Consider the following 16723-nt stretch of genomic DNA (forward strand, 5'->3'; position numbering starts at 1 on the left):
CCGTTCCCACGCCGTGCAGAGGCGTTCAGTTAGCGCTGCGCTCCGTTGCCGTTGCGATGAGTGCCGGCGCCGCAGCCGCTTGCGCGAGTTCATCGCTCGACCATCCGCCGCCGAGCGCATCCAGGAGTTGCACATTCGCGCTCAGCTGGCGTGTCTGGATATCGAGCACGCTGCGTTGCGCGTCGAGTGCGACCGTCTGCGCCTGCACGACATCGAGGTAACCCACTACGCCCTGGCGATATTGACGTAACGCGAGGTCGACCGAGTACTGAGCGGCGTTTGCTGCATCACGTTGCTCACCAAGCGCGGTGCCGAGATACGACAGCAGGGCAAGGTTGTCTTCAACCTGCTGGAATGCGGACAGGACAACGCTGCGGTAACGTTCTCCCGCTTCTTCGGTTGCCGCCTTGGCGGCGTCGAGTTGCGCACGGCGGTACCCGCCGTCGAACACGTACTGCACCAGTTGCGGGCCGACCGCCCAGAACAGATTGGGCGCGCTGACCAGGCCCGCGTAGGCTGCGCTTTGCACACCCCCCTGCAAGCTGAGCGTGATGTCCGGAAAGTAGGCCGCCCGCGCGACGCCAATTTTTGCGTTAGCCTCGGCCACCCGTCGTTCCGCTGCAGCGACGTCGGGCCGTCGCTGCAGCAGGGTCGAGGGCAGGCCGGTCGGAATCGCCGGCAACGCGATGGCGGCGGTCTGGGACGGCAGGCTGAATTCCGACGCGGAGGTTCCAACCAGTACCGCGATCGCATGTTCAATCAAGGCCCGTTGCGCCAGGTTCTGCGACAGCTGCGACTTCGCCGACGAAAGTTGCGTTTGCGCCCGGGAAACGTCGAGGCCGGACACGATCCCGCTGTTGTGCAACGTTTGTGTGAGTTGCAGGGCCTTCGCAAATGCCACGACGGTCTCGTTCAACAGCTCGGTTTGCTGGTCGAGGCCGCGCAAGCGGACATAACTATCCGCCAGTTCGACCTGCAGGCTCAGCCTGACCGAGGCCAGATCGGCCTTGGTCGCCTGCGCCTCGTCCTTGCCGGCCACCACCGAGTCGCGCACGCGGCCCCAGAGATCGAGGTCGTAGTCGATTTCGCCGCCAAGCGTGACGGAGTTGTAGTTGTTCGGGCCGCCCACGCGCAACGGCCGGTTGTCGGACTGGCGCTCACGCAGCGGCACGGCACTCGCACTGATCGACGGGTACAGCCCCGACTGGACCTGCGCCACGAAAGCCTGCGCTTGCGCATAATGTGCGTACGCCGCGCGCAAGTCGGTGTTGTTGGCCAGCAGCCGTGCTTCGAGATCGTCGAGCTGTGTGTCGCCATACATCTTCCACCAACCGTTGCGGTCTATCCGGTCGGCGGGCTGTGCGGTGGTCCACGGACCAAACGTTTTGTATTGCGCAGCGATCGGCGCCGGCGGGACCTGATATTGCGGCGCGAGCGAGCAGGCACAGAGCGCGACGACGCTCGCGAGAAGCGCCGGAAGTCCATACTTAACCATGTGCAACTGCCTTCTTGTCGGTCGCCGTCGCAATCTGCACGCTGTCGCCGTTAGCGAGTCCGTCGGGCGGCGTATCGATCACGCGATCGGTCGCGGCGAGCCCAGCGCCAATCTCCACCGAATTGCCCAGGTCGCGGTCGATCTTCACCTGCTTGAACAGCACATGACCGCTCGCGCCAAGCGTGGCGACCATGACGCCACGGCCATCGAAGACGAGCGCACTGGCCGGTACACGGAGCGCATCGGCGGAGGCGGGCAACGAGAATTTCAGGCTGGCGAACCCACCCGGCAGCAGCTTGCCGTTGGCGTTGTCCACCAGTAGTTGAACGAGCGTCGTCCCCGAACTCGAATTGACCGAGTCTGACGCTGCCACCACGCGCGCGGTGAACTGCTGGTCGGGATATTCGGGAACGCTCAGGACGGCGGTCGTGCCGTCGTGTATCGCCGGTGCGTAGTTCTGCGGCACCTGGACATACACGCGTAACTGCTTGACATCGGAGACCGCGAACAGCTCCTGGCCTACCCCGCCGCTGCCGGCGTTGACCAACGCGCCGACGTCGGTATCGCGCGCGGTTACCACACCGTCGAATGGCGCGACGATGCGCGCGAAGGCCTTGGTGGCGACGAGGCGGTCAACGTTGGCCTTTGCGGCCGCTACGATCGCCTCCTTGGCGGTGTAGTCGGCGGTGCGCTGATCGACATCCTGCTGGGCGACGGAATCCGTGCCGCTTAGCGCTTCCCAGCGCTTGGCCGTCGTACCCGCCACTAATGCGTTCGCCTGCGCACTCTGGAGATCCGCGCGCGCCTGCAATAGCTGCTGGTCGAGCTCGGGGGTTTCGATTTCGGCAAGGACCTGCCCCGCTTTGACCGGCGCGCCGATATCGACACTCCATGATTTTAGATAGCCGCTGACCTGCGCGAAAATCGGCGCTCGCGTAAACGCTTCGAGGCGGCCGGGCAGTTGCAGCGATGGGCCGTTGGCGTCACGCAAGGGCTGGATCACGTTGACGGTCGGCACGGCCTGGGCGTCGGTCCAGGTTTTCAGCTTGCGGGCGTCGGTGGCTCGCAGCGTAAGGCCGGCAACGACGATGCCGAGGGCGACCAGCAGGCCGACCACCCCCGCTACCAGAAGCGGGCGGCGCGACGGTCTATTGGTGGGAAAAGTGGATTCAGACGACATGAGCAGGACCTCCCGTGACGGATGCCGGGGTAGCCGCGCGCCCGGGGCGCGCGTGCACGATACAAAAAATGACGGGGACGAGGAACAGTGAAGCGGTGGTGGCAAACAGCAGACCGCCGATCACGGCGCGGCCAAGCGGCGCGTTTTGCTCACCGCCTTCGCCGAGGGCGAGCGCCATCGGCATCATGCCGATGATCATGGAGAGCGCGGTCATGAGCACGGGGCGAAAACGCGTAAAGCCCGCTTCGAGTGCGGCCTTGAACGGGTCGCCGTGTGCGGCAAGTCGCTCGCGGCAGAAACTGACAACCAGAATCGAGTTGGCGGTCGCCACCCCCATGCACATGATCGCGCCAGTCAATGCGGGTACGGAGAGCGTCGTGTGGGTCGCGAACAGCATCCAGACGATACCTGCCAACGCGGCAGGCAATGCGGTCACGATCACGAACGGGTCGGCCCACGACTGGAAATTGACCACGATCAGCAGATAGATCAGCGCCACCGCGCCCAGCAGGCCGAACAACATGCCGGCAAAGGCGCTATTCATCGTCTGCACCTGGCCCAGCAGCGCGACGTTCGAGCCCTTGGGCAAGGTGCCGGCATTGTCATGCACGATGCGCTGGATATCGGCTGCCACCGCGCCGAGGTCGCGGCCCTGGGTGGTCGCGAAGATCTCGACCATGGGCTGGATGTTGTACTGGCTGACAACCTCGTTGCTGCCGGTGCGTTCGACTGTCGCCAGACCGCCGAGGATCTGGGCGGTGCTTCCGCCGCTGGCCGTGATCGGCAGATTTTGCAGGGCGGCGAGCGAATCGAGGCTGTATTGCGGCGTTTGCATCACGATCGGATACGATACGCCGTTCGCGTTGTTCAGCCAGAACGTGGGCGCGACCTGGCTGGAACCCGCGAGGTTCACCACCATGCTGTTCGTCACGTCGCGCTCGGTGATGCCGAGCAATTGCGCGCGCGTGCGGTCGACATCGACATTGAAGGTCGGGTTGTCGTGCGACTGTTCGATGCGCGCGTCGACTACGCCCGGCACATCGCGAACCTGGCGCAGCAGACGGTCCGCATAGGCGTAGTTGGCGTTCAGGTCATTGCCGCGAATCTGCAGATCGATCGGCGCCGGCGAGCCGAAGTTCAGGATCTGACTGATGATGTCCGCCGGTGGGAACGAAAACGTGACGCCCGGAAATTCGCGCGGCAGTCTTTCGCGCATGACGCGAACGTATTCGTCGGTGGGACGATGGCCATCATTCAGCGCGATCTGGATGTCGCCGTCTTGCGAGCCGACCGTACCGGTGTTGTTGTACGCGGTATTGATGCCGCTGACGGGCAGACCCATGTTGTCGACCACGGTGCCGAGATCCTCCGGTGGAATGATCCGGCGGATCGCGCCTTCGACATTCGCGAAAATCTGCGCGGTCTTTTCAACGCGAACGCCGACGGGCGCGCGCACATGCATCAGGATCTGTCCGGAATCGACCGAAGGGAAGAAGTTGCGGCCGAGGAACGGCACCAGCGCGAACGAGAGTACTACAAAGCCGAGGAAGCCACTGACGAACGGACGCCGGTGGGTCAGCGCGAGTTCGAGCAAGCCGCGGTAGGCGCTACGCACCTTTTCAAAGCGCGCTTCAAAGCCACGCTGGAAACGCGTGAGCGGACCGGGGCGCTTCGTTTCATGCGCGTGCTCGTCCTGCACATGCTGCTTCAGCAGGTATTTCGCCATCGTCGGCACGAGGGTTCGCGACAGGATGAACGACGAGATCATCGCGAAGATCACGGCTTCAGCCATCGGTACGAACAGGAAGCGCGCGACGCCGCTCAGGAAGAACATCGGCACGAACACGATGCAGATACACAGCAGCGAGACGAATGCCGGCGTGACGATCTGCGCGGCACCGTCGAGAATAGCCGTCTCCACCTCTTTGCCGTGCTCGAGGTGCCAGTTGATGTTTTCAATCGTCACCGTGGCATCGTCGACCAGAATTCCCACCGCTAGTGCGAGACCGCCGAGCGTCATGATGTTCAACGTTTCGCCGAGCGCGGACAGTGTCGCGATGGAGCCGAGGATGGCGAGTGGGATTGAGGTTGCGATGATGATCGTCGAGCGCCAGCTGCCCAGGAACAGCAGGATCATCAGGCTCGTCAGCACGGCCGCGATCACGCCCTCGCGCGCCACGCCGGTGATGGCCGCCCGCACGAACAGCGACTGGTCACCGATGGGTTCGATCTGCAGGTTATCGGGCCACGACGCTTTTCCCGCGGCAAGCCGCTGCTTGATGCCGGAGATGATGCCGAGCGTCGAAACCGAGCCGTTCTTGAGCACGGACATCAGCACCGAGCGCCGGCCGTCGACGTGCACGATATTGGTCTGCGGCGGACTACCGTCGCGCACATTCGCAATGTCACGGATATAGACCGTGGTGCCATTGGCCGCCTTGACCGGCAGATCGCCCAAGGCTTTGATTTCCGATGGCGCATTGTTCAATTGCAACGTGTACTCGTAGTCACCGATCTTTTCAGTGCCTACCGGCGTAATCAGGTTCTGGCCGGCAAGTGCATTCGCTACGTCCTGCGCGGATAAGCCGCGCGCCTGGAGCGCCGCCGGGTCGACGTCGATCTGTACCTGACGTGTCTTGCCGCCGAACGGGTATGGAATGGCTGCGCCTGCGACCGTCGTGAGAACCGGGCGCACCGCATTCAGACCCAGGTCGCCGAGATTCTGCTCGGTGAGTCCCTTGCCAGATAGCGCCAGCTGGATGATCGGTACGGTCGACGCACTGTAGTTCAGGATTAGAGGAGGCGTCGTGCCCGCAGGCAACTGCCGTAATTGAGTTTGCGCGACCGCGGTTACCTGCGCGTTCGCCGTGCTGATATTCACGCCCGGCTGGAAGAAGATCTTGATGATCCCGAAGCCGGCGACCGATTCCGCCTCGATATGCTCGACGTCGTTCACGGTTGTCGTCAACGTGCGTTCGAACGGCGAGGTGATGCGGCCGACCATCTGGTCCGGCGGCAGCCCCGTGTACTGCCACACGACGCTGATGACGGGGATATTGATATCCGGAAAGATGTCGGTTGGCGTCCTCATCGCGGACAACGGGCCGATGATGAGAATGAAGATCGCCAGGACTACGAAGGTATAAGGTCGCCGGAGGGCGATGCGGACTAGGCCGAGCATGAGAATTCCTGAGCTTGGGGTAGAACGTAAGAGTGTCCTGGTAAAGGCTAGCGCGGCGTGCGATGACCCGCAGCCGCGTGCTTGTACCTGACACAAGCACAGGACGAAATTGATCTGACGGTATATTCGACTGTGACGGAATACTGGCTAGGGATTCGCATAATCTGCATTTCTTGAGAACTGCTGTACTGCTTAAGATCAATCAAAAAGCTTGCGCGCATCTTTCAATTGCCCGGCGTTTGACAGAGAAATACAACAGGAAGAACATGCGCAACAAAGAAGGTTGCCTTGGGACGCGTGCCGATGTGCCGCAACGCAACCCAAGCGCGAATGTACACAAAGCCCGGCACTTCTGCTGAAGGACAAAATGAAACGCCAGGCTTGTGGATGTCGGATGGGCTTATCCCGCTTTGTCCGCATGCGCCGGCAATACCTTGTCGTTGTTGACAGAGCAAGGCCTGGCAAGAGCCAGCGCAGAAGTATGAGCGTCGTTTCCCTGAAGGCTAAACCCCCAACGAGTTTTTTATTACCGATTGTTCAAGAGGCGCATTCGCGCTCTGGACGCAGGCTCTAATCGGCAACCAAAAGAACTGACTTCCATGCCCGAGATGAAGTATTCCAGTCACTGTCACATTGTTCACGATGATCATCGCTGGCTAACTGGGACGTATTCTGGTGCGCCGAATTTAGCGGGAACGTAACGGTGAGTTGTAGAAGTGGCTTTTTGCGCAAAACAGTTGTGTGCAAAACCGGTAGACTGGGAAATGGCTTTCATACTGCCGACAGCGTAGGGCAATCGCCATTTGAGGCCGTCCTGGGAACATGATCCACGCGTGCATGGCTTCGACCTTGCGGATATCGAACTGCCATAACCATTCGCAGCAGCTCACAAGGTTCGGCCTTATCGTTTGAGCATCGCATGGTTGTTTTGAAACGCTCGCAATCGAAAACTTATCTACACCTATTTCGTGCGTCGGCCTCGGAGTTCGGAGCCGATGAAAAGCAATCGGTGGCGGTGACCCCCAGGGCTCGACGGCAGCATCGGCCACCGCGAGAAATATCCAGACTTCAATGAAAAGAGGAGCCGCGGGAGCTAGAGTTTCAAAGCAGCGGCCGGCGTGTCGCATTGTCGCCCGCAGGGATATCAAACTTCATTCGCGCAACACCAGATGCCTACGCGTGGCAGCCTACTTCGACATAACCCGGTACACGTCTGGCTGCCGCTTCTTTGGCGGCACGATCATTTCGATTTTGCCGACCAGGAAGATATACGAAAGGATGCCCAGAACCGCGACGATCGAGACGTACCACATCGCATAGTGGAAGCTATGCGTGCGTTGCAGGATCACGCCGAAAACGATGGGCGTGGCAATGCCTGACAGATTGCCGAACAGATTCAGGAAGCCGCCCATCGTACCGATGAAATTGCGAGGAATGACGTCCGTAAATACCACCCAGCCGAGATTCGCGACGTTGTTTCCAAAGAACGCCAGCGAAAGGATCCCGATTGCAATGACAGGCTGGTTCTCGAAGAAATTGACGGTGACGATCATGGCTGTCAACACGAGGCCGACTATCACGGGCACCTTGCGCGCGACAGTGACCGATTTACCTCTTTTCAGGAGGCTGTCGCTGAGGAAGCCACCCGCCAGCATGCCGACCATCGCCATGAGATAAGGAATGGATGCGCCTAGTCCCGCTTTGGAAAGCGTGAGATTCAATGCCTTCTCGAGGTAGACGATGAACCATGTCATGAAGAAGATCAGCGTCGAGTTATAGGCGAACTGCGTGATGAACAGGCCCCAGACAGTTTTGTTCTTGAGGAAGTACAGCACGTCGTCTCTCTGGACCACGGTGCCGACCGTGGATTGATCCTCAGACCCATAGCCACCCCCGGCCTTGATAAGGTCGAGCTCGACCTGAGCGGTTCTGCTGCTGTCTTTAGGGTCGCGATAAACAATCAGCCAGTAGACCCCAAAGACGATCCCTACGCCACCGGTTGCATAGAAAACCATTTGCCAGCCGTAGCGGCTCGTCAGAAAAGTCAGGACCGGGGTGAACAATGCAAGACCGATGTATTGCGAACTGATATAGGTCGCCGTCGCCCGTGCGCGTTCGTTCTTCGGAAACCAGTTCGCGACGATTTTCGTATTCGAGAGGTACGACGGCGCTTCAGCGAGCCCAATCAGGGCCCGGCAGACCAGCAGCACCGCAAACGAGGCGCCCAGGGCCGCGAAAAGATGATGCGAAGCAAAGCCCATCGCGAATGTACATGCGCTCCAGATGACTATTGCACTGCCGTACAGAACTCTCGATCCGATTCGATCCAGGAGATACCCGACGGGAAGCTGGGCGGCCGCATATGTCCACGTGAACATCGAAAAGAGCAGGCCGAGCTGGGTCGGCGAAAGGCCGAAGTCCCCCTGGATCCTGCTACCCGCGATCGATAGGTTCGCACGATCCATGTAGTTGATGGCCGTGACTATGAATAGTAGAAAGACAATGAAATAGCGGGTCTTTGTTGTTTTCATGATTTCGAATTAAAGAAGCTGTCCGGAGGCACGCCCAGACGTACATTGCCTGCCTGGAACACCGGCTTCGTTCTCCTGCTCAGAGTGGGAGCTTTACAACCGCATTGTTCTGCGTGCTGCGATAAATAGCGGTGAACAGTTCCACGGTCTTGCGGCCGTCCAGTCCGTCGATCAAAGGCTTCGTGCCGTTGCCGACGGCAGTCAGAAAATCATCTATCTGCTGCTCGTGATAGAAGTACAGGGAATCCGCGGAATTAAAAAACTCCGCATCCGCTTTTTTCCACTCGGCGAGCATTGCTTCTTCGCTTCTGATCGTCCAGATATCGTTGTAAGGCGGTTCGGTGATGGTCGAGACGCCGGCGATGAACATCGCGCCGCCGTCCGTCTGCACGCCGACCGACGCGCCGTTGTCTCCGTGAATATGGACCTTCCCATACAAAGCAGGATTCTGTGAATTGCTGACCAGGACGTTGGCAATCGCGCCGCTTTTGAACTTGATGATGGCCGCCGCGGTGTCTTCGACTTCGATGTAGTCGTGGTTGACGTTTTTCCACACGCCGTAGACCTCATCGATGTCGCCCAGATACCAGAGAAGCAGATCGAGCTGATGAGGTGCCTGGTTGACGAGCACGCCTCCTCCTTCGCCGGCCCACGAGCCACGCCAGGGATCGCTTTCGTAGTACTGGCGGTCGCGCCATCCGAGCATGACGACGTTGCCGATCACAGGGCGGCCGATCTTGCCCGCATCGATGGCCTGCTTGATTCGCATCGCGGACGGATAAAAGCGCCGTTGGCACACGACGCCGACCGTACGCCGGCACGCTTCGGCACATGAAAGGATGGCATCGCAGTCTTCGAGCGAAGAAGCGAGGGGCTTCTCCACGAGAACGTGACAGCCGCTCTTCAAGGCGGCGATCGCAACGGGGGCATGCTGAGGATGCGGAGTGCAGATGCATACGACGTCGACCTGCGCGGCCTCGATCATCTCTTCGACGTTATCGAACGCACGCACGCCGTATTGGTTGCCGAAGGCGATTGCTCGATCGATAGAGGTGCCGCATACCGCGACGAAGTCCGAGTTCTCGAGATTCGAGAGAGCCCGGGCATGAAAATGACCGACCTTTCCGCAGCCGACAATGGCCGTTCTGAGTTTTATCATGGCAATTCGGTGTTACGTTGCTGGTTTGAGAGCGAGCGAGGCGCCGCCACCAGACCTGGTGGCAGCGCACGATGTTGGTCGTGGATTGCGTGGCGCCTGGCGTGAAGGCGCATCCGTCGGCTTGATGACGTGGCAGGCGGCCCGACGGCGCACGGTCAAGTGAATGAAGTCTCTGCAGACACAAGTCGACTTCACGATGGAGCTACTGCGATCCGGCCGAAGGTGGGCATCGGTGTATGACTTGCGATCTCGCAGGGCGGACCGGGAGCGATCCCGGCCGCATCACACGCTACGCCTTGAGATGGGGCCCCAGCAGCGACAGGTCAGCAATTGAAAGACGATCGTGCGCGGTCTGCACCTGATGCCAGTACGGGTAGAGCAGGGGCGGCGCGCTCACCTTGTCGAGCCGCTCGCGCTGTTCGGCGCTCAGCCTGAGATTCGCCGCGCCGAGGTTGTCGAGCAACTGCTTCTCGTTGCGGCCGCCGATGATGACCGACGTAACGGCGGGGCGACCGAGCGTCCATGCGAGCGCGACTTGAGCGGCCGAGACGTTGTGCTCGCCGGCGATCTCGACAAGCGTGTCGACAATCGACCACAGTCGTTCGGCGTCGCGAATCGGCGGCTCCGTCCAGCCCGCTAGCTGACGCGTGCCCTCGGGCGTCGAGTCGCGGCGGTGCTTACCCGACAGCAGGCCGCCTGCGAGCGGGCTCCAGACGAGAATGCCCAGGCCTTGATCGAGCGCGATAGGCGCGAGTTCGTACTCCGCTTCGCGTGCTTCGAGCGTGTAATGTATCTGCTGGCTCACGAAGCGCGACAGACGATCGCGTTCGCTTACATGCAACGCTTTCATCAGGTGCCAGCCTGAGTAGTTCGAGCAGCCGACATACCGGACCTTGCCATGCCGGACCAGCAGGTCGAGCGCTTCAAGCGTTTCTTCGAGCGGCGTGAGTCCGTCCCATTCGTGCACCTGATAGAGGTCGATCACATCGGTCTTGAGACGGCGCAGGCTCGCCTCGCAGGCTTCTATCAAATGATGCCGCGACAGGCCCCGGTCGTTCGGGCCGTCACCCATGGGAAAGCGGGCTTTCGTCGCGATCAGCACGCCGCCTTTGCGCTTGCCGCCGAGCGCCTGGCCGACGATTTCCTCCGATGCACCGTTCGAATAGACGTCCGCGGTATCGATCAGGTTGACGCCCGCGTCGATGCATATGTCGATCTGCCGGCGCGCGTCGTCGAGGCCGACCTCGCCGACGCTCGCGAATTTGCCTTTGCCTCCCATCGTCATCGTGCCTAGCGTGATGGTCGACACCTTGAGGCCCGAACGGCCCAGTTGACGGTAATCCATGATGAAGCAATCTCCATGTATGTTGCGAGGATTCGCAGCCGGCGTGCGGTCGTTAAGGTTTATTGCGCCCGAATTTCGTGCCCAGTGTTCCTTGACGTCCCCGGAGGTCCGACGATAGCGGAGATTGACTTACCATTCCAATAGAAAGATATGATTCAATTGTGCGGTTTTCGTGATTAATCGTCTCTTTGAGAAAGAGTGTCAACGTGGATTTGAAGCAGTTGGAGCATTTTATGGCGGTCGCGGAAGAGCGGCATTTCACGCGCGCGGCGCGCCGCCTCAACCTCGTGCAGTCCGGCTTGTCTGCGTCGATCCGCTCACTGGAAGAAGACCTGGGCGGACCGTTGTTCAATCGCAGCACGAGGCGAGTCGCTTTGACGCCTGCCGGCGAAGTGCTGTTCGCAGAGGCGCGGCGGGTACTGGCCGCCGCGCGTGACGCGCGCCATGCCGTCACGCAGGTTCACGGGCTCGCACGCGGCCGGCTGAGTATCGGTGCGATTCACGGGCTCGCGCCTTTCGTCGACTTGCCCGCTTCGCTAGGGCAGTTTCGGGCTGCGTTTGGTGGGATCGATATCGAATTGACTCTGGACGGATCGCGCGCATTGATCGACGAGGTGCGGGAAGGACGCCTCGACCTCGCGTTCACACAGCCCCCGGATACGCTGCTCGACGATCTCGGATCGCACATGTTCGCATGCGAGGCAATGGTCGTCGTCTGCGCGACGCATCATCGTCTTGCTGGCGCCCGCGAGCTGGCGCTAGCCGATCTCGTCGACGAAACATTCGCCGACCTACGCCCGGAGTGGAGCGTGCGGCGGCTTGTCGATCGATCTTTTGAGGCGGCAGGGCTGCAGCGCCGGACCAGCTTCGAGGTCAACGACATGCCGATGTTGCTTGAACTGACCGCACAGGGGCTTGCGATCAGTATGGTGCCCGAATCTGTGGCCGCCACAAGGGGAATCAACACGCGCGGCGCGCCGGTCGCAACGGCGAGCCTGCGCGAGGCCGAGGAACCCTGCTGGGAACTCGCGGCCGTTTTTAAGGGAAGCGCGGGAGAGCCGCTCATACCTGTCGCCCGTGCTTTCCTGGGTTTGCTCAAATTGCCCGTCGTGGCGACTTGACGCTCGCCATATGCATGCGCGATTGTTCGAGGCGTAAAAGATCCGGCACGATGTCCGGCGCCCCGGGGGAAATGGACATCCTGCGAACCTGGCCGGATGGTCGCCAGAAGGTCGCAGCCTTCCGCACTATACTTAGGGTCGCTAACCAACGAGAGCCCTGTCGGTCGCGCTAAATAGTTCATGCTAGGATCGCTAACTCACTGTTCCAACAGATCGGAATCGCGGTCGTTTGTTGGCGTCGCGATTCCTGCACCAACGAGGATTCTGATGACTCATTCTGCGATGACCCCGGGCGGCGTCGCCGTGATCACCGGCGGCGCCGCCGGCATTGGCCTGGCTGCTGCCAAACGCTTTGCGCGGCTTGGGCTGCGCATCTGCATTGCCGATCTCGGCACCGACCGCATTGCGCAAGCCGTAGAGGAAATCGCGGCGCTGACCGCAAACGGCACACAAGACGTCTTCGGGGTTGAGACCGACGTCAGCGTCGCCGACGATGTTCGCCGCCTGCATGCATCCGTCGTCGAACGGTTCGGTGGAACAGATGTGCTGATGAACAACGCCGGCATTCAGCCCGGCAGCGGGATGTTCGGTCCAACCGGGAACTGGGAGCGCGTGCTGGGCGTCAACCTGTGGGGCGTGATCCACGGTACGCAGATCTTCGTACCGGACATGATCAAGCACGGCCGTCCGGGGCTCGTGATCAATACCGGTTCAAAGCAAGGCATCACGACGCCGCCGGGCGACCCCGCATACAATGTTGCGAAGGCCGGTCTGAAAACGTTCACTGAAGCGCTGCAACATGAATTGCGCAACACCGCCGACTGCCGGATTAGCGCTCATCTGCTGATTCCCGGTTTCGTGTTCACGGACCTGACACGGAAAGGCCGCGCGGAAAAGCCCGTCGCCGCATGGACGCCCGAGCAGACCGTCGATTTCATGTTCGAGCGTCTCGATGCCGGCGACTTCTACATACTGTGTCCCGACAACGACGTGCCGCGTTCGCTCGACGAACTGCGCATTCTATGGGCGGCAGGCGATATCGTAGAGAACCGGCCCGCGTTGTCGCGCTGGCATCCGGACTACGCCAGGGCGTTCGATGCGTTCATCAAGCAGCCCCGTTGACTCAAGCGTCGGCGCCAAGCGGCAACAAAGAGAAACGTATCCCGATCCGGCCGTGGATGTACTCGATCCGCGCTTCCTGAAATACCGGATCACGAACGCGGCAGTCGAACGGCTTGCGACGGGCATGCGCTTCGGCGAGGGACCGGTGACGGCCGCTTCCCGCTATGGTGCGACATTCCGAACACAATCGCAGCCTGTCGCCTCATTCCGCCACGCCGAAGACGTCACACGTTTTGCCGGCAGTTCAGCAGGCCGGCCGTCTGTGGGTCGTATACGTTGATCTTCGAGCGCAGCAGCGCTCTTTCCGTGAGATGCCGGAATAGGGTACGGGTAAATCGATAGAGGACACCTGTCCATATAGTCCGGAATTACCGCTACGGGTGGACTCACCGGATGCGAAGGCAAACCACGTTGATCATGGACGCAGTGACTGGCTAGCCACAACGCGAATTTCAAGATTGATAGCGCGCGGATGCGACTGCGAGAGGAAGCAGCCAGAAGTGCGCGTGGTGCCGATTTGTCGTCAAGATAACAAAAACGTAATCCCAAGGTCAGATTTCGGTCGAGGTGCGTCTACAACAATAGGAATGGCAAGACGCTTCGCGCCTAACACCGGAATGTGACACAGGACGACGCCGTGAATCAATTAGCTGCAATTCGTATATTCGCCAAGGTCGCCGAGTGTTTGAACTTCGCGGAAGCGGCCAAACAGCTTGGCATTTCGAACTCGGCCGTTACGCGTAGCGTGGCAGTACTGGAGCAACACCTCCGTGTTCGCCTGGTTAACAGGACGACTCGCCGCGTGTCACTGACGGCTGCGGGTCAATCGTACTCAAAACATTGCGAAGAGCTGCTAAGGCAGATTTCCGTGATGGACGAGTTCATGGCAACGGCCGCGGGCCAGACGGGCGGATCTCTACGTATTGCGTCGTCTTCTTCTTATGCCTCCATCGATTTGCTGGAGCTACTGGCGGCTTATCGGCTGCAAGAGCCACGTATGCAGTTCGAGTTGACGGTATTCGATAACATGACGGATGACATCATGGCGAATTCCGATGTTTGCTTCAGCGCTGAGCGCGGCGTGCGCGATTCGTCGCTGGTTTGCCGTCCGCTCGCGCAGACGCGGGATGTGATTGTCGCGTGTCCCGCATACCTGTCTCGCCGAGGCCTACCGCGAACACCATTGGAGCTCTCTTCGCATGATGTACTCGTGACATCGGACGCGCCTGGCCGTTACTGGGATTTCCGCGACAAGCACGGCACACAACGCGTGGAGGTTCGACCTATCCTGAACACGCAGAGTCCGCTTCTGGTAAAGCGCGCGGTGCAGGCGGGCCTCGGTATAGCGCGCCTGTCAATGTCGCTCATTCAAAGTGAGTTGTCGGATGGCACATTACGGCCGCTACTGACGCATGTCGAATTGTGCGGCGATGAGCGGCCTGTATGGCTTTTTTACTCCGGACAACCGCGTATGGCGCTGACGCTCAGAAGATTTATCGACTTCGTCGTCGAACGCTACCGTCAAAGTGAGGCTGAAGAAAACAAGGAGGCCGTTATCCCCGTGTGATCGACCGGGTCTCCAGTTCACGCAAGCTGTCGTGCAGAACTTCGACGCGCTGCAAATGACTGTTACCGCGCTCAAGCAGGCGTTCCGCGACCAGCGAGCAAATCAGGTTGACCACTGACGTCATGCCCGACTTGCTGTCGAACAGCATCAAGCCATCGGTATGGCATCGGATCACCCAGCGCGCCAGCCGCGCAGGTTTGCCCGCGATCACATCCGACATATACAGAACCGGCACGCCTGCCTCGGCCAGCGCGGTGGCAGCCAGGCCCACCGCCGGCACGCGGCGCCGCAAGCCAATGATGATCGCGAGATCCTTCGCGTTCAGATCGGCCAGGTACTCGCCGATGGTGTCGCCGGGCGCGGGCAATAGCATCACGTCCGAACGCACCTGAATCAGTTCGCGCCGGATCATCGTGGCGACCGTGTGGCTATGTCGATAGCCGATGATCGCCACGCGTCGTGCTTGCGCGATTGCGTCGACCACCTCGCTTAGCACTTGCGTATCGAGCGAACGATAGGTGTTCGCCATGTTTTCGACTTCGTGCTGCAGATGGGCCTGGATGATGTCGTCGAGTTTCGAGCCTGCCGTCTTGCGCCCCCTGTCCTGTAGATATAACGGCGAACCGCCGACCTGTGCCGCTCGTGCAATCGCTCGGGCATCGTCATAAGACGCATACCCTAGTTTCTGAAAGAACCGTGTGGCGGTTGCCTTCGACACTTGCGCGGTCGCCGCCAGTTCGGTGGCGGTTTGCATCGCCAGTTGTCCCGGTGAACTCAGAATCACATCGGCAAGCCGCTGATCGATTTCAGACAGTTCGTCATAGCATTCCGCAATCCGACTTTCGATCGATGGTAGGGGTCGCTTCTCTTTTTTTGCCTGAGCGTTTGACATTTGGCTTGTGGATAAATTGGTTGCCCGTGATGGTGCGATGCCAGCACCGGAAGCGTGCATCTAGGCTTGTCCGCACGAGACAAGTGCAGATAAGCGCCATCTCGCATGAACTTCATTATAGGTCCGGCATCGAAAACGTGAAATCAATGTTTCTCTCAAGTCCATATGGAAACACATGTTTTCATCCAATAATTCTTGAAACGAACGTTTCAGATATCCCGCTGGTACGGATCATGCATTGCATCCGGCATCGTCCACCTGTCTACAGGAGTTCTACTGATGTCGAAGCACCGCCTCTCCAGCATTGCCCTTGCCGCGTTGTTGCCGTTTGCCGCGTTGATTCACTCGGTCGCCGCGAGCGCCGATACGCTCGACGACATCAAGAGTCGCGGCACGATGACGGTCGGCATCGATCCGACCTTCGCGCCATACGAATACACAGATGCCAGCAGCAACATCGTCGGCTTCGATCCGGCCATCCTGGCGGCTGTCGCGAAACATCTCGGCGTGAAGATCGAATATCAGCGCATGGCGTTTAGCGGCATCATTCCCGGCCTGCTCGCGCATTCGTTCGATATCGAGGGTTCGGCGCTGAACGTGACCGCCGAACGCGCGAAGCGTCTCGCGTATGTCGTCCCGACCAGCAAGACCGTCAACGGCGCACTCGTACGTGCCGATTTCAAGAAGATTCCGGCGAACGCCACCATCGAATCGCTCGCGGGCCTGACCGCGGCGGTCAAGAGCGCAAGCGCGCCCGAGCAGATCCTCAAGCAGTTCAACGAAACGCTGAAGGCCAAGGGTCTTGCGCCAATCACGCTGATCAGCGTGGATAGCGTCGATCAGACGGTGGCCGCATTGATGACGCGCCGCGCCGATTTCGTGTTCGACGATATGACCGTGCTCGCGGGCGTGGTCAAACAGAACCCCGGCAAGCTCAAATCGACCGGTGAGCTCGGCCCGTCGCAATGGATCGCGTGGGCGACTCGCCCCGACGATACGCGTCTGAACAAGGCGATCAGCGACGAAATCATCGCAATGAAGAAATCAGGCGAACTCACACGCCTGCAAAAGGCCAATCTCGGGGTGAGCTTCGATACGCCGACGTCCGACTTCATTCCCAAGCAGTAAGC

11 protein-coding genes are annotated in these 16723 nt (G+C 60.2%); 4 read left to right on the forward strand and 7 right to left on the reverse strand.

Translation table 11 applies throughout. The features are described 5' to 3' along the window. Window positions 1–25: 25 nt before the first annotated feature. The 6 genes from PQQ53_RS04885 to PQQ53_RS04910 form a co-directional block, all read right to left on the reverse strand. Entirely contained in the window at window positions 26–1495 is a 1470-nt protein-coding gene (locus PQQ53_RS04885; RefSeq protein WP_408323338.1) for an efflux transporter outer membrane subunit, read from the reverse strand. Next, window positions 1488–2675: an efflux RND transporter periplasmic adaptor subunit gene (locus PQQ53_RS04890; RefSeq protein WP_408147249.1), complete on the reverse strand. Its 1188-nt coding sequence runs from the start codon at window positions 2673–2675 to the stop codon at window positions 1488–1490. The genes PQQ53_RS04885 and PQQ53_RS04890 overlap by 8 nt, the downstream gene beginning before the upstream one ends. Next, window positions 2665–5856 carry an efflux RND transporter permease subunit gene (locus PQQ53_RS04895; RefSeq protein WP_408152302.1) on the reverse strand — a complete coding sequence of 1064 codons (3192 nt, stop codon included), beginning with the start codon at window positions 5854–5856 and terminating at the stop codon, window positions 2665–2667. The genes PQQ53_RS04890 and PQQ53_RS04895 overlap by 11 nt, the downstream gene beginning before the upstream one ends. A 1187-nt stretch (window positions 5857–7043) precedes the next feature. Continuing rightward, a complete protein-coding gene (locus PQQ53_RS04900; protein ID WP_408152303.1) occupies window positions 7044–8387 on the reverse strand; it encodes an MFS transporter in 1344 nt (447 codons plus the stop codon). A gap of 79 nt (window positions 8388–8466) precedes the next feature. Then, a complete protein-coding gene (locus PQQ53_RS04905; RefSeq protein WP_408152304.1) occupies window positions 8467–9546 on the reverse strand; it encodes a Gfo/Idh/MocA family protein in 1080 nt (359 codons plus the stop codon). 289 nt (window positions 9547–9835) lie between these two features. Then, window positions 9836–10891, reverse strand: a complete 1056-nt coding sequence (locus PQQ53_RS04910; RefSeq protein WP_408147257.1) for an aldo/keto reductase — start codon at window positions 10889–10891, stop codon at window positions 9836–9838. Window positions 10892–11097: 206 nt separating this feature from the next. On the opposite strand from PQQ53_RS04910, the gene PQQ53_RS04915 reads away from it, so the two are divergent. From PQQ53_RS04915 to PQQ53_RS04925, 3 genes are all read left to right on the forward strand, one after another. Then, complete coding sequence (locus PQQ53_RS04915) at window positions 11098–12012, forward strand: LysR family transcriptional regulator (protein ID WP_408323339.1); 915 nt, start codon at window positions 11098–11100, stop codon at window positions 12010–12012. Window positions 12013–12279: 267 nt separating this feature from the next. Further along, window positions 12280–13134 carry an SDR family NAD(P)-dependent oxidoreductase gene (locus PQQ53_RS04920; protein ID WP_408152305.1) on the forward strand — a complete coding sequence of 285 codons (855 nt, stop codon included), beginning with the start codon at window positions 12280–12282 and terminating at the stop codon, window positions 13132–13134. A 637-nt stretch (window positions 13135–13771) separates the two neighbouring features. Next, window positions 13772–14701 (forward strand): LysR family transcriptional regulator, encoded by a 930-nt coding sequence (locus PQQ53_RS04925; protein WP_408152307.1) that lies wholly within the window; start codon window positions 13772–13774, stop codon window positions 14699–14701. On the opposite strand, the gene PQQ53_RS04930 is transcribed toward PQQ53_RS04925, so the two are convergent. Next, window positions 14688–15653, reverse strand: coding sequence for a MurR/RpiR family transcriptional regulator (locus PQQ53_RS04930; protein ID WP_408152308.1), 966 nt, complete (start codon window positions 15651–15653; stop codon window positions 14688–14690). The genes PQQ53_RS04925 and PQQ53_RS04930 overlap by 14 nt on opposite strands. Window positions 15654–15872: 219 nt before the next feature. On the opposite strand from PQQ53_RS04930, the gene PQQ53_RS04935 reads away from it, so the two are divergent. Then, complete coding sequence (locus PQQ53_RS04935; protein WP_408147269.1) at window positions 15873–16721, forward strand: transporter substrate-binding domain-containing protein; 849 nt, start codon at window positions 15873–15875, stop codon at window positions 16719–16721. The last annotated feature ends 2 nt before the right edge of the window (window positions 16722–16723 follow it).

Source organism: Paraburkholderia strydomiana, assembly GCF_046030495.1.
Lineage (GTDB): Bacteria > Pseudomonadota > Gammaproteobacteria > Burkholderiales > Burkholderiaceae > Paraburkholderia > Paraburkholderia strydomiana_A.